This window comes from Achromobacter seleniivolatilans (assembly GCF_030864005.1).
Taxonomy (GTDB): domain Bacteria; phylum Pseudomonadota; class Gammaproteobacteria; order Burkholderiales; family Burkholderiaceae_B; genus Achromobacter; species Achromobacter seleniivolatilans.
On the sequence record NZ_CP132976.1, the window covers coordinates 5,527,837 to 5,550,006 of the forward strand.

The following is a 22,170-nucleotide window of genomic DNA, read 5'->3' on the forward strand; positions in this document are numbered from 1 at the left end:
AGGGGTTGCGGGCCGTTCGAAAGCGCGCAACCCATCGTCCTATTACGCGTGCAGCGCCCTGCCAAACGCTGACAACACCGACTCATGCAATGTCTCTGACAAGGTCGGATGCGCAAACACCGTGTGCATCAGATCTTCTTCAGTCGCCTCCAATGATGCCGCAACACCATATCCCGTGATCAGCTCGGACGCCTCCGGGTGGATGATGTGCGCACCCAGCAATTCGCCAGACTTCGCATCAAACACGGTCTTGACCAAGCCCTGGTCTTCGCCCATTGCAATAGCCTTGCCGTTGCCAGCGAAGGTGAATTTGCCCACACGGATTTCGCTGCCGTTCAGCTTTGCATGTTCGCGCGCGCGGGCTTCGGTCATGCCGATGCTGGCCACTTGCGGGTACGAATAGGTGCAAGCGGGAATGCGCAAGGGATCGATGGCGTGGACGGGTTTGCCGGCGATGGCTTCCACGCACAGAACGCCTTCGTGGCTGGCCTTGTGTGCCAGCCACGGCGCGCCGGCCACGTCGCCGATGGCATAGACGCCCGGTTCGGCGGTGCGGCACTGGGCGTCCGTGACGATGTGCGTTTTTTCGACTTTGACTCGGGTGTGTTCCAGCCCCAGGCCTTCCACGTTGCCGACGATGCCCGCCGCCACGATGACGCGTTCAACCTCTAGTTCCGTTTTCTTGCCTTGCTGATCCAGCGTCACCTTCACGCCAGTTGCCGTCAAGGCTGACGCCGTCACGGCGCATTGCGTCAGTACGCGTATGCCTTGTTTTTCGAAGGCTTTGCGCGCCAACGCAGAAATCTCCGCGTCTTCCTGCGGCAGGATCTCGGGCGTCATGTCGATCAGCGTGACATCCGAGCCGACTGCGCGATAGAAGCTGGCGAACTCGGCGCCAATGGCGCCTGCGCCCACCACCAGCAGCGACTTCGGGATGGCGGCGGGCGCCAGCGCCTGCCGGTAAGCCCAGATGCGCTCACCCACCGGCAGCGCTGGCAATTCACGTGCGCGTGCACCTGTCGCCAGGATGATGTGCTTGGCTGACAGCGTTGTGCCGTTGTCCAACGCCAGCTTGCCAGACCCGGCCAGCCTGGCGGTGGCGGCAAACACCGTCACGCCGTTCTTCTTCATCAGGTGCGCCACGCCCTGGCCCAAACGGCCCGCGACCTTGCGCGACCGCGCCACCATGACGGCCAGATCGGGGCGGGCATCACCCGCGCCCGTCACGCCGCAATGCGATGCTTCCTGGCACGCGCGCAGCACCGTCGCGCTGTGCAACAGCGCCTTGGTGGGAATGCAGCCCCAGTTCAGGCAGATACCGCCCAGTTCTGCGCGTTCCACCAGCGCCACCGACATGCCCAGCTGCGTGGCGCGTATGGCCGCCACGTAGCCGCCAGGGCCGCCGCCGACGACGATCAGATCAAACGTAGTCTTCGTCATTGTCGGGCTCACAGCAGGATGCGTACGGGGTTTTCGATCAGCATTCGGAATGCGGCCAGCCAACGCGCACCGACCGCGCCGTCAACCGCCCGGTGGTCGGCCGACAGAGTCACCGTCATGACGGTGGCGGCGGTTAGTTCGCCGTTGTCGCCCACGACGGGGCGGCGTTCAGCCGCGCCCACAGCCAGAATGGCGGCTTGCGGCGGGTTGATGATGGCGGCGAACTGGCTGATGCCGTACATGCCCAGGTTGCTGACGGTGAGTGATCCGCCGGTGAATTCTTCGGGCTTCAAACGATTGATCTTGGCGCGGCCAGCCAGCTCGACGATCTCGCCTGCGATAGCGGACAGGGACTTCACGTCGGCGTCGCGCACGATGGGCGTGACCAGGCCGCCGTCAGTTGCCACCGCCACCGAAATGTCGGCGCCTGCGTGATACTCGATGGCGTCTTCGTGCCAGCTGACATTCACCTCGGGCACTTCGCGCAAGGCCAGCGCCGCGGCGCGCACGATGAAGTCATTGACCGACAGCTTCACCGCGCCGCCGTGATTGGCTTGCGAGCGCAACGCCAGCAGCGCGTCCATCCTGCAATCCACAGACAGGTAGAAATGCGGCACGTTCTGCTTGCTTTCGGTCAGGCGGCGGGCGATGGCGCGGCGCATGCCGGTGTGCGGGACGCGGCGGGCGGCCGGCCGGCCAGCGGCTTGCGCAAGCGCGGCAGTTGGCGCGCGGTCGCGTGCTGCTTCAACGTCGCGGCGCACGATGCGGCCGTGCGGGCCTGTGCCGCTAACGCCCAGTAGATCCACGTGCCATTGCGCGGCAAGACGCCGGGCCAGCGGGCTGGCGAACAAGCGGCCGCCGGGAATCGCGGCGGGGGTATTTGTTGCGGGGGCGGCAGCAGAAGGCGTTGATGCCGTTGCAGACGGCGCGGCTTGAACAGCCGCAGCCGCAGCCGGAGCCGCAGCAGGGGTAGCAGTTGCGGCAGCCGCTGCGCCGCCGTTCTCGGCCAAAGCGCGGTCTATGGCCGAGGCATCGTCGCCATCGGCCAGCAGCACGCCAATCACGGTGTTGATCGGCACCGATGCCGCGCCGGCCTGCACGACGATGCGGCCAAGGACGCCCGCGTGCTCGGCGTTGATTTCAACAATGGCTTTTTCAGTTTCGATTTCGGCCAGCGCATCGCCCACGGCGACGGAGTCGCCTTCTTTCTTGAGCCACTGGTGCAGGTTGCCGCCCGAGGTGTCGGCGGCAACGGAGGGGAGTTTGATCAGGTGAGCCACGATGTATTCCTATTCTGCGGCGCTGGCCAGGTCGGGGCGGTAAGCGGCGGGATCGTCGTATTCGACCAGTTCCAGCACATTGCCTTCCGGGTCGCGGAAGAAGGCCAGCCAGGTGCCGGGGCGTACTTCCATCGGCGCGGGCGCGCTGTCGAACGCGACGCCACGGGCCTCCAGATTTCGCACGACACCGGCCAGATCGCGAACGATGAAGGTCAGGTAGGTGGAGCCCTGCCGATCCAGAATGGCTGCGCCGCGCACTGCCGCATCAGGCGCCGCGCTGGGTTGCAGCAGCTTGATGCGCTCGCCATAAGGCGTTTGCAAGCGCGCCACGTCGTAGCTGTGTTGAGTCAGTCCCGTGGCGCGCGCTTTGTCGGCAGGGACCGTGACGCGGTTGATCAGCGTCAGGCCAACGACATCGGTATAAAAGGCCAGCAGCGCGTCCAGATTCGCGCAGCAAATGCCGACTTCCATCGGCACGGTCATATGCAGCGCGCTCATGCCTGTTCTCCCAAGTCAGCCAATACGTCGGCCAAACCGGCCATGACTTCATCGGTGTCGGCAAACGCCGCGCGTTCCAGCACTTTGGAAATGCTGGGCGACGCTTCGCCGCCTGTGACGCGCTTGATCGGCTGATCCAGCCAATCAAAGTAGCGGCGCTGGATTTCGTCGGCCAGCATGGCGCCGTAGGACGTGCCGCGCGCGCCTTGTTCCACGATCAGCACGTTGTTGGTCTTCTTGATGCTGGCGCCGATGGTGTCCCAGTCCAGGCTGGCGCGGTCCAGCGTGCGCAGGTCGATGATTTCGGCATCCACGCCTGCGTCTTCGGCGGCCTTGAGTGCGCGGCTGACCATGGACAGGTAGGTCAGAATCGTGACTTTGCTACCTGCGCGGCGCACGCGCGCCTTGCCAAACGGAATGGCATAGTCCAGATCGCCGTCGGGCACGTTGCCCGACGAGGCATAGAGGTCCACGTGTTCAATGACCAGCACCGGGTCTTTGGACGCCAGCGCAGTGTTCATCAAGCCGATGTACTCATACGGCGTGGACGGCGCCACGATGCGCCAGCCTGGCGCCGTGGCGAAGATGCCGGCAGGGTCCATGGAATGCTGCGAGCCATAACCCGTGCCCATCGCAACCTTGGTGCGCAGCACGAAAGGTACGTCGATGTCACCGCCAAACATGTGGCGGGCCTTGCCGATCTGGTTGAAGATCTGGTCGGCGGCAACCCACATGAAGTCGGGGTACATGAATTCCACGATGGGCTTGTAGCGGCCGTCCATCGCCAAGCCGCCGCCCAGGCCGGCAAATGCGTTTTCCGAGATCGGGGTGCCCAGCACGCGGTCAGGGTATTTGTCCTTCAGGCCGCGCGTGGCGCCGTTGGTGCCGCCCTTCAGGCGGTGTACGTCTTCGCCCAGCACGACGACGCCGCCGTCCGTCTCCATGCGGCGGTCCAGCACGTCGGCCACTGCGTCGACGAACTTGCGGTCGATGGAGGCGCCCGCATAGTCGGCGGCATCTTGGTAACGCAGGTCAGCCAGCTCCGCGCCATCGCTGCGCAGGCCGACATCACGGAAGTCAGGGCTGGGCCACAGATCGGCGCGCACGCGGCGCTTGCCGCCATCAGCGGCTTCGGTCAGGCGGCCGGACACGTCTTTCATGACGTCCTTGCAGCGCTGGCGCAGGGCGTCGACTTCGGCTTGCGTGATCAACTGGCGGCCGATCATTTCGGCGGCGATCTTGTCCAGGGGATCGCGGCGGCGCCATTGCGCTTCTTCGTCCTTGCTGCGGTAACCGAACGCGCTGCCGGGGAACGGACCGTTCTGGTGGAAGAAGCGGTACACATCCACTTCCACAATGGTCGGGCCGTTGCCGGCGCGCATGTGCGCAACCGCTTCCGACATGGCCAGATGCACGGCCAGGGGGTCCATGCCGTCGACTTTCCACGAGGGAATGTTGAAGGCCAGGCCGCGCGCGGACAAGCGCGGTTCGGCGGTGGACTCTTCCACCGTGGTCGATACGGCGTAGCGGTTGTTCTCAATGAAGAAGCACAGCGGGGTCTTCCACGCGGCGGTCAGGTTCATCGTTTCCAGCACGGAGCCGATGTTCACCGCGCCGTCGCCGAAGTAGGTTACGGCCACGCGGTCGGTGCCTGCGTGTTTGTGCGCCCAGCCCGCGCCGGCCGCTAGCGGCACGCCGCCGCCGACGATGGCGTTGGTGCCAAGCGCGCCCGCTTCCAGCCAGCGCAAGTGCATGCTGCCCCCACGTCCGCGGCAATAGCCTTGCGCCAGCCCCATGATTTCGGCCAGCGTCTTTTGCAGGACCTCGTCGATGGCGGGGTTCAGCGGGTTGCGCGGGTCCAGGCCCAAGGGCGCGACGTGCTGTAGCGCCTTCGCCAGGAATTGATGGTGGCCGCGATGCGAGCCGTTTATCTGGTCGCCAGCGCCCAAGGCCAGCACGGAGCCGACAGCGCCGCCTTCCTGGCCCACGGACGAGTGCGCGGGGCCGTGAACCAGGCCTTCGGCGGCCAGGTCCAGCACGGCCTCTTCAAAGGCGCGAATCCAGTGCAACTGGGTCAACATGGTGCCGAGCAGGGCGGGGTCCGCCTGCTGCCAGTCCTTTGCGTCGACCGTCAGTTGCCGCCAGGGCGCTTGGGGCTCAAGCGGTTGGTAGGTGGCCATGAGTGAATCTCCAGAAATTGTTTAGCTTGCAGTGCGGTTAGAGGTAGCTGTAGCGGCTCCAGCCGCCGTCTGCCACCAGGGTGTGTCCGGTGATGTAGGCGGCCTGGCGCGATGCCAAAAATACCGCCAGATCGGCCATTTCGGCCGGCTGCGCCATGCGGCGCAAGGGTGTGCGTTGCTTCAGGCGTTCGGGGTCCAGCCGGCCGCGCGCGGCAAGATCGCGCACCAGATCGGTTTCCACGTAACCCGGGGCCAGCGCGTTGACACGCACCCCCATCGGGCCCCATTCCACGGCCAGGGTTTCGGTCAGCAGCACGACGGCGCCTTTGGTGGCGCAATAAGCCGCGCGGTCAGGCGCGGCCACCACGCCATACATGGAAGCCAGATTGATGATGGCGCCCGTGCCTGCCGGCACCATGCGGCGGCCGGCGGCCTGCGCGCACAGAAAAACGCCGGTCAGATTGATATCCACGGCCCGGCGCCATTCGTCCACGGTGACTTCCAGCGTGGGCTTGTTGGCCGAGATGCCTGCGTTGTTGACCAGCACGTCGATGCGGCCCCAGGCCTGCTCGACCTGGGCAAAGGCGCGCTCCACGGCATCGGCGTCGGTGACGGACGCCTGGACGGCGAGCGCGTCGCCGCCCGCGGCCTGTAAACCGGCCACGGCTTCATTGAGGGCGTCTGCGTCCATGTCCAGCAGCGCGACGCGCGCGCCCTGGCGCACGAAGGCCTGCGCGGTGGCGTAGCCGATGCCTTTGGCGCCGCCTGTGATGACGACGCTTTGTCCGCGCAGATCGCTATGGATGACTTCAGTAGGATTGTCCAAAGTGGTTGCCTGTAGAAAGATTGCGTGAGGGCGGCGTCAGACTGCCAGCCATTCCTGGACGACGTCCTGGCGCTCATGCAGCTGCGCGGGCGGTCCTTCAAACACGATGCGGCCATGGCCCATCACGCTGACGCGCGTGGAAACCTTCAGCGCAATGGTCAGCTTCTGTTCCACCAGCACGACGGATACGCCGCGTTGGTGGATGTCGCGAATCACATCTGCGATCACTTCCACGATCTTGGGCGCAAGGCCTTCCGTGGGCTCGTCGATCAGCATCACCTTCGGGTTGCCCAGCAACGAACGGCACATCGTCAGCATCTGCTGTTCGCCGCCCGACAGGTTGCCTGCCTTGGTGTTGACGCGTTCCTTCAAGCGAGGGAAGTACTCAAACATTTGCGCCACGGTCCAGAAGGGTGCGTCCTCACGCTTGGGCTGTTCGCCCATGCGCAGGTTTTCGTCCACGGTCAGATTGGCGAAGACTTCGCGTTCTTCGGGCACGAAACCCAAGCCGGCGCGTGCGATCTCAAAGGGGCGTTTGTTGGTGATGTCGCGGCCTTCGATGGTGATGCGGCCGCCGGTCACGTCCACCAGGCCCATGATGCTTTTCATGGTGGTGGAGCGGCCCGCGCCATTGCGGCCCAGCAGGCTGACCACTTCGCCGTGGCCAATGGACAGGTCTATGCCGTGCAGGATGTGGCTCTTGCCGTAGTGGGCATGCACGCCTTGCAGGCTCAACAGGGGGGATTGCGCCGTCATACCGTTTCCTCTCCCAGATAGGCTTCGCGCACGCGGGCATCGCCGCGTATGGCTGCGGGCGTGCCGGTGGCAAGGATTTCGCCGTAGACCAGCACGCTGATGCGGTCGGCCAGCGAGAACACCACCTGCATGTCGTGCTCGACGATCAGCAGCGTGCAGTCGCGGGTCACGTCCTTGATCAGTTCAACCGTGTAGTCGACTTCGTGTTGAGACATGCCGGCCATCGGCTCATCCAGCAAGATGACTTTGGGCCGCGATGCCAGGGTCATGCCGATTTCCAGCGAGCGCTGCTCGGAATAGTTCAGATCGCCAGCGGCCGTTTCCTTCTTCGCCGTCAGCCGCACTTTTTCCAGCAGACGGTCCACGTCTTCGTTCACGGCGCGGTTGCGCGCAATGGGACGCCAGAAGTTGTAGACCAGGCCATGCATGCGCTGCACTGCCAAGCGCAGGTTTTCACGCACTGACAGGCGCGGGAAGACGTTGGTGATCTGGAACGAGCGCGCGAGCCCCAGCCGGTTGATGGCCTCGGGCGACAGGCCGCCGATTGAGCGCGACCTCAGGTTGATGTCGCCTGAGGTTGGCGCAAACGAGCCGGACATCAGATGGAATAGCGTGGACTTGCCGGCGCCGTTCGGGCCGATCACGGCATGGCGTTCACCGGCCTCGATGGCAAGGTTTACGCCGCGGATGATCTGCGCTTCGCCAAAGGACTTGCGCACGTCGGTCAGGGTCAGGATGTCGTGGCTCATTTTGCGGGCTCCAGCACGGGGGCGGCATCGGCGTCATCGCGCCACAGGGCCATCGCCCAGCGGCATGCCAAGAGGCCCGCGGCGAACAGCGCCACAGGCACCAGCCAGGTGGACAGCGCCAGCGGCGCCCAGTCGTGGCCGAACAAGGGAATGGCGGGCCAGCCGGCCTCGGGGTTCATCGCCAACAGGGCGCGGTAGTCGCGTGCAAACATGCGTTGCAGCAATTCAACGCTGAAGACGGTTGCGGCGGTCAGCAGCAAGCCCGACGCGACCGACACGGCCGCGCGCGGCAGCCAATTGGCCAGGCCGCGCTCGCGCAGCGACTTGGCGGCGCGTTGCACCAGACCCACCAGGCCGTCCGGCACAAACAGCATCACCAGCACGAACAGCACGCCTTGATACAGCAACCACGAGCGCGTGATGTCGGCCAGCGTTTGCGACAGGAAAGTCAGGATGGACGCGCCCAGCACCGGGCCCAGGAAGGCATTGACGCCGCCGATGTAGGCAAACAGCACGGCATCGGTGGACAGCTTGACCTCGAACAACACGTAGTTGCCGGCTTCAATGTTCAAGGCTTGCAAGCCACCCGCAATGCCGGCAAACATGGCCGACAGCGCAAACACCATGGTCTTGAGCGCATGAGGGCGGTAGCCCAGATAGCGCAGACGGTTGGCGTTTTCACGCAGGCCCAGCGTCAGCCGACCCAGCGGCGTGCGCGTCAGCCCATACAAGGCCGCCAGCGAGATCAGCACCCAGGCCAGCACCAGGAAATACACCTCGATGTCCGAGCCAAAGGTAAAACCCCAGGCCGGCATGCGCATGGCGGATACGCCGGCTTCGCCGCCGAACACGCCTTTCAGATGGGGTGCCAGCGCATGCAGCAGTTCCGCCAATGCCAGCGTGATCATTGAAAAGTACACGCCGGAACGCATGGTGGCGAACCAGCCTGCGACCAGCCCGAACAACAGGCCGGCGACGCCACCCACCAGCGGCATCAACGGCGTGGGCAAGAGGCCCGCGCCGCCCAGCGCATTCATGGCGTGAATGGTGGCGAACGTGCCCACCCCAAAATAGGCGGCGTGGCCGAAAGACAGCATGCCGCCTTGGCCCGCCAGCAGGTTGAAGGCGCAGGCAAACAGCGCCGCGATCAGCATTTGCACGGCCGCTACCAGCTGGCCTGGGGGCAACAGCCAGGGCAGGGCGCAGAGCGCCGCCACGCACAGTATCAACAGCAGCACGCCTGAGGCGCGTTGGGTTTGCTTCACGATTGTTCCCCCTTCAGGCCCGAAGGCTTGACCAGCAGCACCACCAGCATCAGCAGGAAGGGCAGCGTGGCCGCCAGGCTGGAAATCTTCACGGTCATCAGGCCGCCTACGTCTTCCGCCCACTCGCGCGCGCCAAACAGGCCGAACAAGGTGGCCAGACTGGCGTCAATACCCACTGAAAACGAACTGATCAGGCCGATCAGCAGCGACGCGATCATTGCGCCTTCCAGCGAACCCAGGCCGCCCACCACAACCACCACGAACACCAGCACGCCCAGCTCCAGCGCCATGTTCGGGTTGGTGGTGTAGAAGGCGCCGGCAACCGCTCCAGCCAAACCTGCCATGGCCGCGCCCACGCCGAACACGCTCATGAACACCAGCGGCACGTTGTGACCCAGGGCTTCGGCCATGCGCGGCCGGTAAATGGCCGAACGCACGACGATGCCGACGCGGGTGCGCGACAGCAGCAGGTAGATCACGGCAAACATCGCCAGCGACACGCCGCCCATCAACAGGCGGTAGAACGGATAGTCCGCATCGAACACGCGGAACGCCGCGAAGTTCAGGAATTGCGGCACGCGGTAGTCCACGGGAAAGTCGCCGTAGAACAGCTTGATCAGCTCGGCGACGATGAACGCCAGGCCGAAGGTCACCAGCAGTTCCTGCGCATGGCCGAACTTGTGCACGCGGCGCAGAAAGAAGCGCTCAACGCCCATGCCCAGCACGCCGGAGATGATGGTGGCCAGCACCAGCGCCGTCCAGAAACCGGTGACGGGCGTCAGGGTGTAGGCGGCGTACGCGCCTATCATGTAGAACGATGCGTGCGCAAAGTTGAGCACACCCATCATCCCGAAAATCAGTGTCAGGCCCGCCGAAACCATGAATAGCAGCAGGCCGTAAATCACGCCGTTCAACAGCGAGACGGTAAAGAATTCCATGTCCGCTCCAAAATTCTTGCGCTAGGACGCGAGGCGTCTTGCGATCGATTGCGCACCTTGTTTTTCCGGCCCGCGCCGGGGTGCGCTTAGTTATTTGCGGGGGGAGCGAGGGATTGCACGCGTTGCACGCTGACGCTCAACGCGTGCAATCCCTCATCTCTCGCCCTTACTCCGGACGCTGCATCTTGCAAGTGGCCTGCACCGGCGCGGACACATCAGCTGCTGCCAACACCTTCACCGGCTCAAAGCCCATGTCGGTGCCGTCGGCCTTGTACTTGGCGCTCTTGCTGACCTTGGAAACGACCATCGGCAATTGCACCTGATGGTCTTCAGCGCGCATCGTGTAGGTGCCCAGCGACGACGTGTAGGTGACCTTTTCCAGCGCTTTCGCCAGTTCCGGCACAGACAGCTTGCCGTCCTTTGCGGGCACCTGCTTGAGCGCTTCGCCCAGGAAGCGCACGCCGATCACGGTCTGCGGTTCGGTGTAGCTGGGGTAGTGGCCGGTCTTGGACTTGTAGTCTTCGGCGAACTTGGCGCCTTCGTCGCCAGCGGCTTCGATGTTGTACGGATGGGCGATGTAGTGGCCCAGCGCAACCTCGCCGGCGTTGGCCAGGTTGCCCACCTGGTCCAGGAACACGGTGGCAAAACGCACCTTCAGGCCGGCTGCCTGGGTGGCCTTCATCAACAGCAGCAGGTCGTTGGACCAGTTGCCGGTGATGACGGTGTCGGGGGTGGCCGAGCGGATGCGGGCGACGTAGGGCGCAAAGTCCTGGATCTTGTTGACTTCATGCAGCGTCTTGCCCACCACCTCATAGCCATACTGCTTGGCGAAGCGCTCGGTGGCGCCTTCCATGTCCTGGCCCCAGGAATAGTTCTGGTTGATGGCATAGACGCGTTTACCCAGCGTGCCGTCCGCCGACATCACGGACGCAAGCGACTTCACGCGCAGGTCGGCGTTGGTGGTGAAGCGGAAGTGATAGAAGTGGCATTTCTGGCCGGTCAACTCCAGGGCTTCGCCGCCCACGTTCAGAAAGACCACCTCGCGGCCGGGATTGCGCAGATTGTGTTTGCGAACGTCTTCCGTCAATTGACCGGAAATGGCCGACGAGGAGCCTTGCACCAGGATCTGCACGCCTTCGGCAGCGGCTGCGCGGAAGCGGTCGGACGCGCCCACCGGGCCACCCTGGTTATCGAACTCGACGAGTTCCAGGGGCTGGCCATTCCAGCCTCCGGCGGCATTGATGCGGTCCAGCTCGTACTTGACCGCTGCGCGGAACATCAGGCCGGTTGAGGCCTGCGGGCCGGACAGCGTTTCGATCAGACCGATCTTGACGGGTGCGGCCTGGGCCGATGCGGCGATGCCGGCCAGGCACAGCAGGCCGGTAGTGAATGCCAATTTCATGCGTGTCTCCTCCGTGGAACGGGAGTGGGGTGAAGCCGTTGATCAAGCAAGCGCGCTTGCTGCGGTTTTTCTATGCCTTGCGGCCGATTGGGATGGAGGCAGGGGGGAGCGATTGGCACAGGCAGCCGATGCGTGGCGTGCCGCCGCGCTGGGTTCCGGGCGTGCCGAAATCGCGGATACGGTCGTGCTGCCGGTGATTTCCACCTGGTTGTCCCCTGCCTGTTATGCGGCGAGTTGCCGTGTTTTTCTGACGCTCTTGCTTGAAAACGTCAGTTGATTTACGCTTTCAGAATAAGTTGTCAGGCAACTTTATTAAGTTGTCCGATAAATCATAGGGCAAGCGTTTTTCTCGTGTCAAGCGGCGGATTCAGGAGTTCAATCGGAATGACCGCCGTTGAAGGGGTTGCGGCAGGCCCGGCCATAACGAAGCTTTGGAGACAGGATGATTTCATTTGAAGGACAGGTCGCCGTGATCACCGGCGCAGGCAACGGTATTGGTCTGGCGACCGCCCGGCTGATGGCCGCCCACGGCGCCCGGCTGGTGCTGACCGACATCAATAGCGCGCGTCTGGACGAAATTTCGGCGGAGCTCGACCCCAGCGGGCAGCGCATCTATACCCATGCGCTGGACGTGTCGGTGTCGCATGATTGCGAACGTGTGTTCGAGGCCGCGGCCAAGCACTTTGGCGGGCTGGATCACCTGGTGCATTGCGCCGGCATCTACCCGGAACAACTGGTCAAAGACACCAGCGACGAAGCCTGGCGCACGCTGATGCGCGTAAACCTGGACGGCACGTTCTACGTCTGCCGCGCCGCGCAACGTCATCTGCGCCACAACGGGTCCATCGTGCTGCTGACGTCCCTGGCCGCGCAGCGCGGCAGTTATGCGCACGCCGCGTATTCGGCGTCCAAGGGCGCGGTGCAGAGCTTCACGCGCAGTCTGGCGCTGGAATTGGCGCCGCAGATCCGCGTGAACGCGGTGGCGCCGGGCATTATTGCCACATCGATGACGCATGACCTGATCGGCCAAAAGGGTGCGCAGCTGCTGGAAAGCACGCCGCTGCGCCGTTTCGGCACGGCAGAGGAAATCGCCGGGTCGATCGCGTTCCTGTGCTCGCCGTTGGCGGGTTTCGTGACGGGAGAAGTCATGCAGGTCAACGGCGGCATCTACATCGCTTGATGTGCCGGGCGGGGCCGCCTTGGGTAAAACCGGCAGAATCCTATAATTCCAAGCGTGCCGCCGCCGCACTGAAAACGTCGAGACATTCCTATAAACAAGGCGGACGCCCTTGCGAGCCGCCACCACGTTTCAACGAAGCCCATGCAGCCCAATCAAGAACAGGATTCGCCGCGCTCCGCGCCCAAGAGTTCGCTTTCAGCGGCTCTGGGCGATGCGCTGGCCGAGCAGATACGCCAAGGGGTACTCGCACCCGGCGACCGTCTGCCTACCGAAAAACAGCTGACCGAAACCTATTCCGTCAGCCGCGCCGTCGTACGTGAAGCGCTGGCCCGCCTGAAGTCCGAAGGACTGGTCACGTCGCAGCAAGGCAGCGGCGTGTTTGTGGACCCGAACTTTCAACGCAACGCATTCCGCATCGCCGCGCCGACGCCGGGCGATAGTCAGGACCTGGAACACATCCTGGAGCTGATGCTGTCCATCGAAGTGACCGCCGCGCGTTATGCCGCGCAGCGCCGCACGGAGCCCGATTTGAAAAAAATCCGGCAGGCTTTGGTGGGCATGGAATACGCGCTGATCAACGACAAGCTGGGCGACGAAGAAGACTACCAGTTTCATCAGGCGATCGTGCAGGCCACGCATAACCCGCATCTGGTGGCCTTGAACGACTACCTTGAAGCCAACGTGCGCCGCGTGATCCGCAGCGCGCGCAACAACACGGCCCGCATGTATGCCGAACGCATGGCCGCCGTGCAAAGCGAGCATCAGGCCATCTTCGCCGCCATCGAAGGCTCAGACCCAGACGCGGCGGGGCGCGCCGCGGAGCAGCATCTGCGCAACGCGGCGGACCGGTTGCGCTTGTTCCAGGCGGAACGCCCCGCCCCGGTCTGAGGCGGGGGGTGGCTACGCGAAGGTCTGTTCCATTTCGCGGCGGAACTGCACCGCAGTGGACCGGTCGTCGTACTCCACGTCGCGCCACCGGATCGCTTGGGATTGCCGCACCGGGTTCTTCAGTTTGACCTGGTGCGACAGGCCCAGCGGCAGATAACCTTCTTCGACAGAGTGGTTGGCGGGCATCAGCCGGCCATAGACGGTGTAGCCGCCTTCTCCATCCAGAATCTGCCCCGCTTGCAGGTCGCGTTTGGCGGTGGCCACGACATCGCCGTGCCAGCCGGCGGGCGCGCCCGTCGGTTCGCGGCGCAGGCCGACGCTTGCGACGCTGATGCCCAGTTCCAGCCCTATCAGGTGATAGGGCTTATACATGGCAGTGAAATTGCCGCTGGGGTCAGTGACCAGCCCGTATTCCTGGAAACAGCGCCGTACATAATCGCTGTCGGCAGCCAGCGTGACATAGACTCCCCAGCGCAAGTCGCGAAACACCGGCCGTCCATCCCGCTCCAAAGACGAAATCACTTCCACCTGGCCGCGATGATGCAGGATGCCGCCGTCTTCGCGCGGACGCAGCACGCGCGCCAGATCGTCCACGCCGCAGGGCGGAAAGTGCAAGCCCGACGGAGACGGCAAAAGGCCTGTGGCGTTGGATACCGCCGCCATTTCGATCGCGCTTTTGGTGCCGTCCAGAAAGCTGTTGAACATCTGCGCGTTGAAGTCGCCCGCGGCCACCATTTCTGCGGTGAAACCGTAATAAGGCCACACGGTGTCAGGCGTGGACGTGTGAAATTCCGGCAGGTATTTGGTGCCTTTGCCCGCCGCCATCACTTCGAAACCGCTGGCGCGCGCCCAATCCACCATTTCGCAGATCAGCGCGGGCTGATCGCCGTAGGCCAGGGAATAGACGATGCCCGCTTCGCGTGCCCGGCGCGCCAGCAGCGGGCCGGCCAAGGCGTCGGCTTCGACGTTGACCATGATGATGTGTTTGCCGTATTCGCAGCAGGTCAGCACATGGCTGATGCCGGCTGCGGCCTGGCCCGTGGCGTCGATGACGATATCGATGTCGGGGCTGGAAATGATGGCGAAGGGGTCATCGCTGAAATAGACCTTGCCGTTCTTGTACGCGTCATTGGTGCTGGCGGCATTGAGCGCGGCAGCGGGCCAGCCGACCCGGGTCAGTGCGGCGCGGGCGCGGTCAGGCGCCAGATCCGCCACCGCCACCAATCGCATCCCCGGCGTCCGAGGGGCCTGGCTCATGAACATCGCGCCGAACTTTCCGGCGCCCAACAGGGCAACACGCAAGGGCTTGTGGTCGGCTTCTCGCTGCTTGAGCAGACGGTGCAGATTCATGGTGCGGGCTCCTCCGGGGTGGGGGTACAGCCAACACAGAATAGTCCTAAATCATGACCGTTGAACAGAACTCAGGCATCTGCCGTATAGAGCTCGCCCGCCAGCACGTTGCGCCAATTCGCCCAGGTGATGCGGGGCCGGTCCTGCACCTGACGGTTGTACGGCGCGTCGAACAGAATGTGCTTCCAATGCGGCTTGATCGCGCCCTGGATCAGCGGCTTGTCGTCGATCAGGAGATTGCCGTACACCAGCGTTTTGTCTTTGGTCAGGACCAGCCGGTTGGTGGCCTCGCGCCCCAGGTGTTTTTCAACCCACAGGTATTTTTCAGCCACGCAGTTTTCAAACTGCGACAAGGGCGATGTGCAGATACGCACGTCCATGCCCAGCGCCAGCAGTTCCTTGACCGCATCCACGGCGCCCGGCACCGGCGGCAGATTGCGGATGAAGCCGGGTGCGGTGTAGATGGCCTCGGCCATGCTGCGTAGTTCGGGGGCGTAGTCCTCGCGGATGTAGAAGGATTTGCGGTCTTCGAACGCCACCGGCGCAATGTCCGGATGGCGCGCACGCCACGCGTCGATGAAGGCGTGTTCAAAATCCGCCAGCACGCCGTCTTGATCGAGCAGAATGATCATGGTGAACCCAGGTCGTTGCAACCGTCCGATTGTGCCAGAGCGCTGGCGTTCAAGCCTGGGGGCGGGATTGCGCAACGACGCGGTAGCGGCTGCCGCCGGTAAGGGATTCGGACGCGACCAGCACCATGCGGTCATATCGCCATGCCAGCGGCTCGGGCGCAGGTTCGGGCGGGTGCGTATTTTCGATGTTGCGCAACAAGGTGATGTGCGGGCGAAAGGGCTGGGGCGGCGCAGCCAGGCCAAAACCCGCCAGCCATTGCCACATCCCATCGTGCGCCGCCTGAAGCTCCGCGGGTGTCTCGCGCGGGCCGGCCCACAGGATACGTTGACGGGCAAACACGCCGTAGTGGGCTACGTCCATCGCGCCGGGCGTCAGACGCTGCTCGGGTGTGGCTGCCGCCAGCTCGTCAGCCAGCATGGTGTCCACCGGCCCCAGGAAGGCCAGGGTCAGGTGCAGCGTTTCGGTCCTCATGATGCGTCCACCGCAGTGCGGACGGGCTTGCTCGGCCCAGCCCGCCAGCGTCGCCGCAAGCGGGGGTGACGGCCACAGGGCGAAGAATAGGCGGACGGTGGACATGCGCCGATTGTAGGGGTGATGCCTGGATTACACGTAGTGCTCGTTGCCCAGCAGCATGTCCTCAAAGAACGCGCCGAAGCGGCCTTGCGGGTCGCGCAGGTGAATTTCCAGAATCCAGCGCATTTCGGATGGCCGGGTTTGCAGGTCGGCCAGTGAACCTGTGTGGATGGCCGCATGGGGAAAGTCCGACACGCGATGGCCGGGCAAGTCGAAGTTCAGTTCCCAGCCCAATGCGCGGGCCTGACGGTCGGCATAGGCGTAAAGCGCCTGGCCGCTTAACCCCTCGCGCTGCCATACGCCCCGCACGTCGTGAAACAAGGCTTCCGCGTCGCGCGCACAGCGAGCGTGGTCCTCGTTGGCGCCCACGGTAAAGGATTTACCTCCGTCGCCTTCCCAGGCGTCCAGCCGGGGTGCGATATCCAAAAAGAAGATGTCATGTTCGCCCAGCACCACGCCTGGTTCTGACGGCTGGCGCATGGGTTTCATGGTGTTGGCGCCAAATCGCACGCGGGTAGGATGCCAGCTGAGTGCCATGCCCGAGTCGATCAGGGTTTGCTTGGCCAATTGAACTGCATCCTCTTCGACCATGCCTGGCCGGATCTGTGCGGCGACATCAGCGATGGCCTGCCGTGTCTTGTTGCGGGCGGTAAGCATCCCATCCACGGAAAAGGCGGGGCCCACGCGCTCGCTGGCAGGGGTAGGAAGCATCGTCATGGCGGTAATCCTGTAAGAGCGGCGCGGCGGCATGCCGCGCCAGACAGGAAAATTCTGGACGGCGCCGGGGCCAGCGGCCAGTGCGCCCAGGGAGCGAATCGCGCCAGCATGGCGCGGTTGGCGGCCAGTCGTCAGTGCAAAGACGCTTTGCGGCCATCTTGCCGCGATTTCAGGCCAAGTGTGTGGCGATGGACAGGCAGCCGCACGGACGGCGAGCTAAGGTAGCGTTTCCTTGCGGCCCACATCGTCTTGCCATGAAAACCGTCGCCATTGTTGTGTTTCCCGGAGTGCAGTCCCTGGACGTCAGCGGACCGCTGGATGTGTTCGCCGAAGCCAACCGTTTTTTGCTGCCCGCGCAACACTACCGGCTGGAACTGATAGGCCTGACGCGGGGGGCGGTTGCCTGTTCCAACGGTATGGTCCTGGTGCCGCAACGCTACTACGCCGACGTGGCGGACACGCCCGATCTGCTGCTTGCGGCGGGCGGGCCGGCATTGCCGGGGCATGATGAATCGAACGAGACCTTGGCGTGGTTGCGCGGCATGTGCGCCCGGGCGCCGCGTTACGGCTCGATCTGCAACGGTACCTTCCTGCTTGCGCGTGCCGGCTTGCTGCAAGGCGCCACGGTGACGACGCATTGGAATGACGCGCCAGCGCTGGCGGCGCGGTATCCGTCTCTGCACATTGAGGCCGACCGGCTCTACATTCAGGATGGCCGGCTGCATACCTCTGCCGGGGTAACGGCGGGCATCGATCTGGCACTGTATCTGCTGGCGCAGGACCATGGTCCGGAGGTCGCCCTGAATGTCGCCAAACGCTTGGTTGTGTTTACGCAGCGCGCTGGGGGGCAGTCTCAGTTCAGTCCGTTTCTGACGCCTTTTGTAGAAGAAACGTCGCCCGTTGCTCTGGTGCAGCAATATGTGCTGGCCCACCTGGACGCAGACTTGGGCTTGGCCGGGCTGGCAGCGGTGGCCAACATGAGCCTGCGCAATTTTTCGCGTGTCTTTCTGCGCGATGCGGGCGTGACGCCGGCCGAATTCGTGGAAAGCGCAAGAGTGGACGCGGCGCGCGCGCGTCTGGAACGCGAGGCGCGGCCCCTAAAGACCGTGGCTTACGAGTGCGGTTTTCGTGACGCGCGTCATCTGCGCGAAGTCTTTACCCGCCGGCTGGGCGTATCGCCCAGCCAGTACCGCGCCAGTTTTGGTTTCTGACGCGGCGCCGGGTAATCAGCTGCCGGCGTTTTCCGACTTGCGCAGGCGGCTGAGCGCGGTGTCAAAGCGTTCCACGCCGGGACGCGCAGGACGATCAAAGCGTTCTACGCCCGGCCGGTCAAGCCGCTCCACGCCGGGGCGGTCAAAGCGTTCCACCCCGGGCCGGTTGAACCGTTCGACGCGCGGCGGGCTTTGCGTTTTAGCCTGCACGCTTTGCGCAGCGGCCTGTTCACGCTTGGCAATGATTTCTTCAGCGCGCTGATGGTGCGGGGCCATCTTGCGGACCATTACCCGGCCGTCGCGCGGAAAATAGTTGATGCGGCGCGCATGCACGTCGCCCAGGTCCTGCCCCTTGACCGGAATGCCTTCGGTCTTCAGGTAGTTCAGGACGAATTCGCCGTTGCGTTCGCCGATGTTCATCTGCTGCATGGCGCTCAATACCGCGCCGCCGCCGAACACCTTGGCGACCAGGCGTTCGCGCACGGCGCCCGCCTTCAGCAATTCGTTGATCAGGACTTCCATCGCAAATGCGCCGTAGCGCATCGTGGCCGAGGCCGGCGACTGCATGTCGCCTTCGGGCAACATGAAATGGTTCATGCCACCCACACCGGTCACGGGATCGTGGATGCAGGCGGCGACACACGACCCGAGTACGGTCGAGATCATCAGGTCTTCATTGGTGACGTAGTACTCGTTGGGGAGCACTTTCACCGCCTGACATTGGAACGCGCTATCGAAATAGTGGCGCGTTGCACGGGCTTCAAGACGGGCGGCCATGGACTAGATAAAGGGCAAGAACGGCGATTTGGACACGAAGGACGATGCTCGGTAAAACAGTGAATGTTTCAAAAAGTGTATAAAAATGTCGCTTTATTCTTGCATATCCCCGCGCATAGCGGGGAAATGCTGTGTAACGGCGCCACGATACGTCCCTGATTTGTAACGTTCTTTCCTTTCTGGCCGGATTGGAACCGGTGGCTTTACGCCTTGCGGCGCCCGATGGCGCGCATGCGTCCAGCTAGGATGGGTTTAATCATCCTACACAGCCAGCAAGAGGTTCTTTCCCCTGAGTACGGGGACGAACGTGCGCTATACGTGCGTTTAAACACGCCTGCAACACGCCGTTAGAGGGATCTGCGGGGACGCCCGGCCTGGGCTTGCCCGCAGAAAAAGCAGATTAGAAGCGGGTGCTGCGCGTGACGGACCACCTGGCCGACAGCGCGCCCAGGGCGGCAGAGGCCACGACGGCGCTGATCAGCACCGATGCGCCGGGCAGGTGCAGCGCGAATTCCGCGCCGTAGCTTCGGGCCAGCCCCAGCAGCGCGTCATTCAGCGGAGACAGCGCAATGGCTGCCACCCCGATTGCCAGCAGCGAGGCCACGGCGCCAGACAGCGCGCCCAAGTACAGGAAAGGGCGGCGTACGAAAGACTCGGTGGCGCCCACCAGACGGGCGACGGCGATTTCTTCCCGTTGCGAAAGCGCCTGCATGCGCACGGTGTTGAACACCGTGGCCAGCACGACAACCGCGACGCAGGCAGCCAAAAATCCGAGACCGATGCGGGCAAAACGCAGAATGGCTTCCAGGCGTTGCACCCAGGCGCTGTCCAGTTGCACCAGATCAACGTGGTTCCATTGCTTCCACGTTTGCGCGAGCTTTCCGGCGCGTCCGGCCAAGTCGTCGCCGTCGGCCAGCGTGACCACCACTGCGTCGGGCAGCGGGTTGCCCGGCAGTACGGCCAGCGCCTGCTGCCACGCCGGATTGGCCCGCAGATCCGCCAAGGCGGCTTCACGCCCCACGACGCGGACCGCACGAACGTCCTGCTGGTGTTCGTCCTGAATTCGTTTGGCCACGTCCGCGGCGGCGCCCGCTGGGGCATCCACGCGCATAAAGACCGTTACTTCGGGGGTGACGGACATTTCGCGCGCCACCGGCTGCACGGAGACCAGGATGGCGCTGCCCAATAGCGGCAGGGCCAAAGCCAGGGCCATCACCAACAGGTTGGCCAGTGACGAAAACGGTTGCTTGATCAGCCGGCGCAACGTGCCCAGAAGCGCATAGCGGTGTTGCCGCAGCCAGGCGTTCATGCGGATTCTCCGGGATGGCCAAAGCCCGGTTCGGCACGGCCGGAGCCGGACCGCTGCTGGCCGGTATGGCTTTGAACTGCTTGCGCTGGACCGGCATCGGGCGGCGTGTCGCTGCCCTTGGAATCGGCAAACTTGCCTGGATCGATGCGCAAGGTGCGGGTGGCGTAACGCGCCATGAGGTCCTGGTCGTGCGAAGCGATCAGCGTGGTCACGCCGACGCGATTGAAGTCGCGAAACACATTCATGATGCGTTGCGCGTTGTCGTGGTCAAGGTTGGCGGTGGGTTCGTCCGCAATCAGGATGGCGGGCCGGTTCACGATGGCGCGCGCAATCGCCAGACGCTGCTGTTCGCCGCCTGACAGTTCGATCGGGTTCATGTCTTCTTTGCCAGACAATCCCACCTTGTCCAACGCGGCGCGTGCCCGGGACGCCGCCGCATCCCAGGGGTGTCCCTGGACGGCAAGCGGCAGCATCACGTTTTCGAATGCGCTTCGATCGAACAATAAATGGGTGTCTTGCAAGATGACGCCGACCGCGCGGCGCAGATACGGCCGGGCGCGAGGCGGCAGCTTGTCCAGCCGCTGGCCGTTGACCTGGATGGACCCGCGACTGGCGGGCTCGAGCCCGCCGATCAGCTTGAGCAGCGTGGATTTACCGGCGCCGGACGGCCCGGAGACGAAAACGAATTCTCCCGCGCTTACGCGGAAGTTGATGTCGGCCAGGATATTGCGGCCGCGACCATATGATTTGAATACGTGTTGGAATTCGATCATGGCGGCTGTCAGATGAAGCCGCCATAGTAACTCGGGGACAGTAAGGTAAGCGAAGCCCGTTTCAGGCAGTCCTGTGAAAAAGCGTATCTGTGTGACCACCCGGCCACGTTTTTGAATGATGCCCAGGCGCTTTTTCGGACCCGTCCTAAGCCCCCAAAAAGCGTCCCCGTTTTTGAACGAAAACAGCGTTTGATTTCGCCAGTGTCCCTATATTTCAAGGGAATTCCCGGATGCGCCGCCTGCTGCGCGGACGCTACCATCCGCCCCATGCGTCGGCCCAACCCGGCCCGCGTAAGGCTCGCTTTATCCCACACGGAGATCACGATGAAAGTACTGAAACTCGCTGCTATTGGCGCTGCATTGTTTGCTGCCTCCTCGGCAGCCAATGCGGGCGCGACCTTCGATAACGTCAAGAAGAAAGGGTTTGTCCAATGCGGGGTTTCGACCGGCATTCCGGGTTTCTCCATTGCGGATAGCAAGGGTGAGTACAAGGGCATCGACGTGGACCTGTGCCGCGCTATCGCGTCCACCATGTTTGGCGATGCCACCAAGGTCAAGTTCACCCCGTTGAACACGCAACAACGTTTCACCGCGCTGCAATCCGGCGAAGTGGACGTGCTGACCCGCAACACCACTGTCACGCTCACGCGCGACACGACGCTGGGCCTGATCGGCGTGGGCGTGAACTACTACGACAGCCAAGGCGTCATGGTCTCCAAGGACCTGAACGTCAAGAGCGCCAAGGAGCTGAACGGCGCCACCATCTGCGTGCAGCCGGGCACCACCACCGAGCTGAACCTGGCTGACTGGTTCCGTGGCCAAAAGATTGAATTCAAGCCCGTCGTGATCGACAAGTACGACGAAATCATCCGCGCCTTCTCGGCCGGCCGCTGCGACGCCTTCACGACCGACAAGTCGCAATTGGCCTCGACCCGCACGACGCTGGAAAATCCGGACAAGTTCGTCATCCTGCCGGAAGACTTCTCCAAAGAGCCGTTGGGTCCCTTGGTCCGCCAGGGCGACGAGCAATGGTTCAACGTGGTCCGCTGGTCGCTGAACGCCATGCTCGAAGCCGAGGAATACGGCATCACCAAGGCTAACGTCGAAGAAATGACCAAGAGCCCCAACCCCAACATTCAGCGCATCCTGGGCGTGACCCCGGGCATGGGCAAGAACCTGGGCGTTGACGACAAGTGGGCATTCAACATCATCAAGAACGTGGGCAACTACGGTGAAAGCTTCGAAAACACGCTGGGCAAGAACAGCGCGATGAAGCTGGAGCGTGGCTTGAATGCGTCGTACAAGCAAGGCGGTTTGATGTACGGCTGGCCGGTGCGTTAACACACGGCTGCCTGGCAAAACGGAGCCTCGGGCTCCGTTTTGCCTAGCCCGCCACAGAGCGGGCGGCAGGAGTGGGGGGCGTGG

Annotated in this window: 22 protein-coding genes; 5 read left to right on the forward strand and 17 right to left on the reverse strand. The window is 63.7% G+C overall.

Annotation, left to right across the window (positions count from 1 at the left end; genetic code table 11):
* Positions 1 to 42: 42 nt before the first annotated feature.
* From lpdA to RAS12_RS25130, 10 genes are all read right to left on the reverse strand, one after another.
* The gene (lpdA, locus tag RAS12_RS25085) at positions 43 to 1,440 is read right to left on the reverse strand and encodes a dihydrolipoyl dehydrogenase (protein WP_306942472.1); all 1,398 of its coding nucleotides are present in this window, start codon (positions 1,438 to 1,440) and stop codon (positions 43 to 45) included.
* 8 nt (positions 1,441 to 1,448) lie between these two features.
* Positions 1,449 to 2,720 (reverse strand): pyruvate dehydrogenase complex dihydrolipoamide acetyltransferase, encoded by a 1,272-nt coding sequence (locus tag RAS12_RS25090; protein WP_306942473.1) that lies wholly within the window; start codon positions 2,718 to 2,720, stop codon positions 1,449 to 1,451.
* A 9-nt stretch (positions 2,721 to 2,729) separates the two neighbouring features.
* Entirely contained in the window at positions 2,730 to 3,218 is a 489-nt protein-coding gene (locus tag RAS12_RS25095) for a VOC family protein (RefSeq protein ID WP_306942475.1), read from the reverse strand.
* Positions 3,215 to 5,398, reverse strand: a complete 2,184-nt coding sequence (locus RAS12_RS25100) for an alpha-ketoacid dehydrogenase subunit alpha/beta (RefSeq protein ID WP_306942477.1) — start codon at positions 5,396 to 5,398, stop codon at positions 3,215 to 3,217. The genes RAS12_RS25095 and RAS12_RS25100 overlap by 4 nt, the downstream gene beginning before the upstream one ends.
* A 37-nt stretch (positions 5,399 to 5,435) precedes the next feature.
* Positions 5,436 to 6,224 (reverse strand): SDR family NAD(P)-dependent oxidoreductase, encoded by a 789-nt coding sequence (locus RAS12_RS25105; protein ID WP_306942479.1) that lies wholly within the window; start codon positions 6,222 to 6,224, stop codon positions 5,436 to 5,438.
* Positions 6,225 to 6,260: 36 nt separating this feature from the next.
* Positions 6,261 to 6,980 carry an ABC transporter ATP-binding protein gene (locus tag RAS12_RS25110; RefSeq protein ID WP_306942481.1) on the reverse strand — a complete coding sequence of 240 codons (720 nt, stop codon included), beginning with the start codon at positions 6,978 to 6,980 and terminating at the stop codon, positions 6,261 to 6,263.
* Entirely contained in the window at positions 6,977 to 7,729 is a 753-nt protein-coding gene (locus tag RAS12_RS25115; protein WP_306942482.1) for an ABC transporter ATP-binding protein, read from the reverse strand. Before RAS12_RS25115 ends, RAS12_RS25110 begins: the two co-directional genes overlap by 4 nt.
* Positions 7,726 to 8,994, reverse strand: a complete 1,269-nt coding sequence (locus RAS12_RS25120; protein ID WP_306942484.1) for a branched-chain amino acid ABC transporter permease — start codon at positions 8,992 to 8,994, stop codon at positions 7,726 to 7,728. Before RAS12_RS25120 ends, RAS12_RS25115 begins: the two co-directional genes overlap by 4 nt.
* The gene (locus tag RAS12_RS25125; RefSeq protein ID WP_306942486.1) at positions 8,991 to 9,932 is read right to left on the reverse strand and encodes a branched-chain amino acid ABC transporter permease; all 942 of its coding nucleotides are present in this window, start codon (positions 9,930 to 9,932) and stop codon (positions 8,991 to 8,993) included. Before RAS12_RS25125 ends, RAS12_RS25120 begins: the two co-directional genes overlap by 4 nt.
* A 166-nt stretch (positions 9,933 to 10,098) precedes the next feature.
* Entirely contained in the window at positions 10,099 to 11,334 is a 1,236-nt protein-coding gene (locus RAS12_RS25130; RefSeq protein WP_306942488.1) for a branched-chain amino acid ABC transporter substrate-binding protein, read from the reverse strand.
* Between RAS12_RS25130 and RAS12_RS25135 the strand changes: the two genes are divergently transcribed.
* From RAS12_RS25135 to RAS12_RS25145, 3 genes are all read left to right on the forward strand, one after another.
* A complete protein-coding gene (locus tag RAS12_RS25135; protein ID WP_306942490.1) occupies positions 11,333 to 11,611 on the forward strand; it encodes a hypothetical protein in 279 nt (92 codons plus the stop codon). The genes RAS12_RS25130 and RAS12_RS25135 overlap by 2 nt on opposite strands.
* 165 nt (positions 11,612 to 11,776) lie before the next feature.
* Positions 11,777 to 12,514, forward strand: a complete 738-nt coding sequence (locus RAS12_RS25140) for an SDR family NAD(P)-dependent oxidoreductase (RefSeq protein WP_306942492.1) — start codon at positions 11,777 to 11,779, stop codon at positions 12,512 to 12,514.
* Between the two features lie 141 nt (positions 12,515 to 12,655).
* The gene (locus RAS12_RS25145) at positions 12,656 to 13,402 is read left to right on the forward strand and encodes a FadR/GntR family transcriptional regulator (RefSeq protein WP_306942494.1); all 747 of its coding nucleotides are present in this window, start codon (positions 12,656 to 12,658) and stop codon (positions 13,400 to 13,402) included.
* 12 nt (positions 13,403 to 13,414) lie between these two features.
* Here the strand turns inward: RAS12_RS25145 and RAS12_RS25150 are convergent, their stop codons facing one another.
* From RAS12_RS25150 to RAS12_RS25165, 4 genes are all read right to left on the reverse strand, one after another.
* Positions 13,415 to 14,752 carry an NAD(P)H-dependent oxidoreductase gene (locus RAS12_RS25150; protein WP_306942495.1) on the reverse strand — a complete coding sequence of 446 codons (1,338 nt, stop codon included), beginning with the start codon at positions 14,750 to 14,752 and terminating at the stop codon, positions 13,415 to 13,417.
* A 71-nt stretch (positions 14,753 to 14,823) separates the two neighbouring features.
* Entirely contained in the window at positions 14,824 to 15,384 is a 561-nt protein-coding gene (locus RAS12_RS25155; protein ID WP_306942497.1) for a 5'-3'-deoxyribonucleotidase, read from the reverse strand.
* Between the two features lie 49 nt (positions 15,385 to 15,433).
* Entirely contained in the window at positions 15,434 to 15,961 is a 528-nt protein-coding gene (gene thpR / locus RAS12_RS25160; protein WP_306942499.1) for an RNA 2',3'-cyclic phosphodiesterase, read from the reverse strand.
* A 27-nt stretch (positions 15,962 to 15,988) separates the two neighbouring features.
* Positions 15,989 to 16,675: a M24 family metallopeptidase gene (locus RAS12_RS25165; protein ID WP_306942501.1), complete on the reverse strand. Its 687-nt coding sequence runs from the start codon at positions 16,673 to 16,675 to the stop codon at positions 15,989 to 15,991.
* Positions 16,676 to 16,929: 254 nt separating this feature from the next.
* Between RAS12_RS25165 and RAS12_RS25170 the strand changes: the two genes are divergently transcribed.
* Positions 16,930 to 17,886: a GlxA family transcriptional regulator gene (locus RAS12_RS25170; RefSeq protein WP_306942502.1), complete on the forward strand. Its 957-nt coding sequence runs from the start codon at positions 16,930 to 16,932 to the stop codon at positions 17,884 to 17,886.
* Between the two features lie 15 nt (positions 17,887 to 17,901).
* Here RAS12_RS25170 and cheD read toward each other — a convergent pair whose 3' ends face one another.
* The 3 genes from cheD to RAS12_RS25185 all read right to left on the reverse strand — a co-directional run bounded on the left by cheD (position 17,902) and on the right by RAS12_RS25185 (position 20,745).
* On the reverse strand, positions 17,902 to 18,663 hold the full coding sequence (gene cheD, locus RAS12_RS25175) for a chemoreceptor glutamine deamidase CheD (RefSeq protein WP_306942505.1): 762 nt from the start codon (positions 18,661 to 18,663) through the stop codon (positions 17,902 to 17,904).
* Between the two features lie 400 nt (positions 18,664 to 19,063).
* A complete protein-coding gene (locus RAS12_RS25180) occupies positions 19,064 to 19,972 on the reverse strand; it encodes a cell division protein FtsX (protein ID WP_306942507.1) in 909 nt (302 codons plus the stop codon).
* Complete coding sequence (locus RAS12_RS25185; RefSeq protein WP_306942509.1) at positions 19,969 to 20,745, reverse strand: cell division ATP-binding protein FtsE; 777 nt, start codon at positions 20,743 to 20,745, stop codon at positions 19,969 to 19,971. Before RAS12_RS25185 ends, RAS12_RS25180 begins: the two co-directional genes overlap by 4 nt.
* Before the next feature lie 324 nt (positions 20,746 to 21,069).
* On the opposite strand from RAS12_RS25185, the gene RAS12_RS25190 reads away from it, so the two are divergent.
* Entirely contained in the window at positions 21,070 to 22,086 is a 1,017-nt protein-coding gene (locus RAS12_RS25190) for an amino acid ABC transporter substrate-binding protein (RefSeq protein ID WP_306942511.1), read from the forward strand.
* Positions 22,087 to 22,170 lie beyond the last annotated feature (84 nt).

What these genes read in the sequence shown, in the direction of transcription:
- lpdA (WP_306942472.1), bottom strand. Translation starts at nt 1,440, where the DNA reads ATGACGAAGACTACGTTTGATCTGATCGTCGTCGGCGGCGGCCCTGGC.
- RAS12_RS25130 (WP_306942488.1), bottom strand. Translation starts at nt 11,334, where the DNA reads ATGAAATTGGCATTCACTACCGGCCTGCTGTGCCTGGCCGGCATCGCC.
- RAS12_RS25165 (WP_306942501.1), bottom strand. Translation starts at nt 16,675, where the DNA reads ATGACGATGCTTCCTACCCCTGCCAGCGAGCGCGTGGGCCCCGCCTTT.
- RAS12_RS25095 (WP_306942475.1), bottom strand. Translation starts at nt 3,218, where the DNA reads ATGAGCGCGCTGCATATGACCGTGCCGATGGAAGTCGGCATTTGCTGC.
- thpR (WP_306942499.1), bottom strand. Translation starts at nt 15,961, where the DNA reads ATGTCCACCGTCCGCCTATTCTTCGCCCTGTGGCCGTCACCCCCGCTT.
- RAS12_RS25125 (WP_306942486.1), bottom strand. Translation starts at nt 9,932, where the DNA reads ATGGAATTCTTTACCGTCTCGCTGTTGAACGGCGTGATTTACGGCCTG.
- RAS12_RS25100 (WP_306942477.1), bottom strand. Translation starts at nt 5,398, where the DNA reads ATGGCCACCTACCAACCGCTTGAGCCCCAAGCGCCCTGGCGGCAACTG.
- RAS12_RS25115 (WP_306942482.1), bottom strand. Translation starts at nt 7,729, where the DNA reads ATGAGCCACGACATCCTGACCCTGACCGACGTGCGCAAGTCCTTTGGC.
- RAS12_RS25180 (WP_306942507.1), bottom strand. Translation starts at nt 19,972, where the DNA reads ATGAACGCCTGGCTGCGGCAACACCGCTATGCGCTTCTGGGCACGTTG.
- cheD (WP_306942505.1), bottom strand. Translation starts at nt 18,663, where the DNA reads ATGGCCGCCCGTCTTGAAGCCCGTGCAACGCGCCACTATTTCGATAGC.
- RAS12_RS25190 (WP_306942511.1), top strand. Translation starts at nt 21,070, where the DNA reads ATGAAAGTACTGAAACTCGCTGCTATTGGCGCTGCATTGTTTGCTGCC.
- RAS12_RS25145 (WP_306942494.1), top strand. Translation starts at nt 12,656, where the DNA reads ATGCAGCCCAATCAAGAACAGGATTCGCCGCGCTCCGCGCCCAAGAGT.
- RAS12_RS25185 (WP_306942509.1), bottom strand. Translation starts at nt 20,745, where the DNA reads ATGATCGAATTCCAACACGTATTCAAATCATATGGTCGCGGCCGCAAT.
- RAS12_RS25155 (WP_306942497.1), bottom strand. Translation starts at nt 15,384, where the DNA reads ATGATCATTCTGCTCGATCAAGACGGCGTGCTGGCGGATTTTGAACAC.
- RAS12_RS25140 (WP_306942492.1), top strand. Translation starts at nt 11,777, where the DNA reads ATGATTTCATTTGAAGGACAGGTCGCCGTGATCACCGGCGCAGGCAAC.
- RAS12_RS25170 (WP_306942502.1), top strand. Translation starts at nt 16,930, where the DNA reads ATGAAAACCGTCGCCATTGTTGTGTTTCCCGGAGTGCAGTCCCTGGAC.
- RAS12_RS25150 (WP_306942495.1), bottom strand. Translation starts at nt 14,752, where the DNA reads ATGAATCTGCACCGTCTGCTCAAGCAGCGAGAAGCCGACCACAAGCCC.
- RAS12_RS25110 (WP_306942481.1), bottom strand. Translation starts at nt 6,980, where the DNA reads ATGACGGCGCAATCCCCCCTGTTGAGCCTGCAAGGCGTGCATGCCCAC.
- RAS12_RS25135 (WP_306942490.1), top strand. Translation starts at nt 11,333, where the DNA reads ATGCGTGTCTCCTCCGTGGAACGGGAGTGGGGTGAAGCCGTTGATCAA.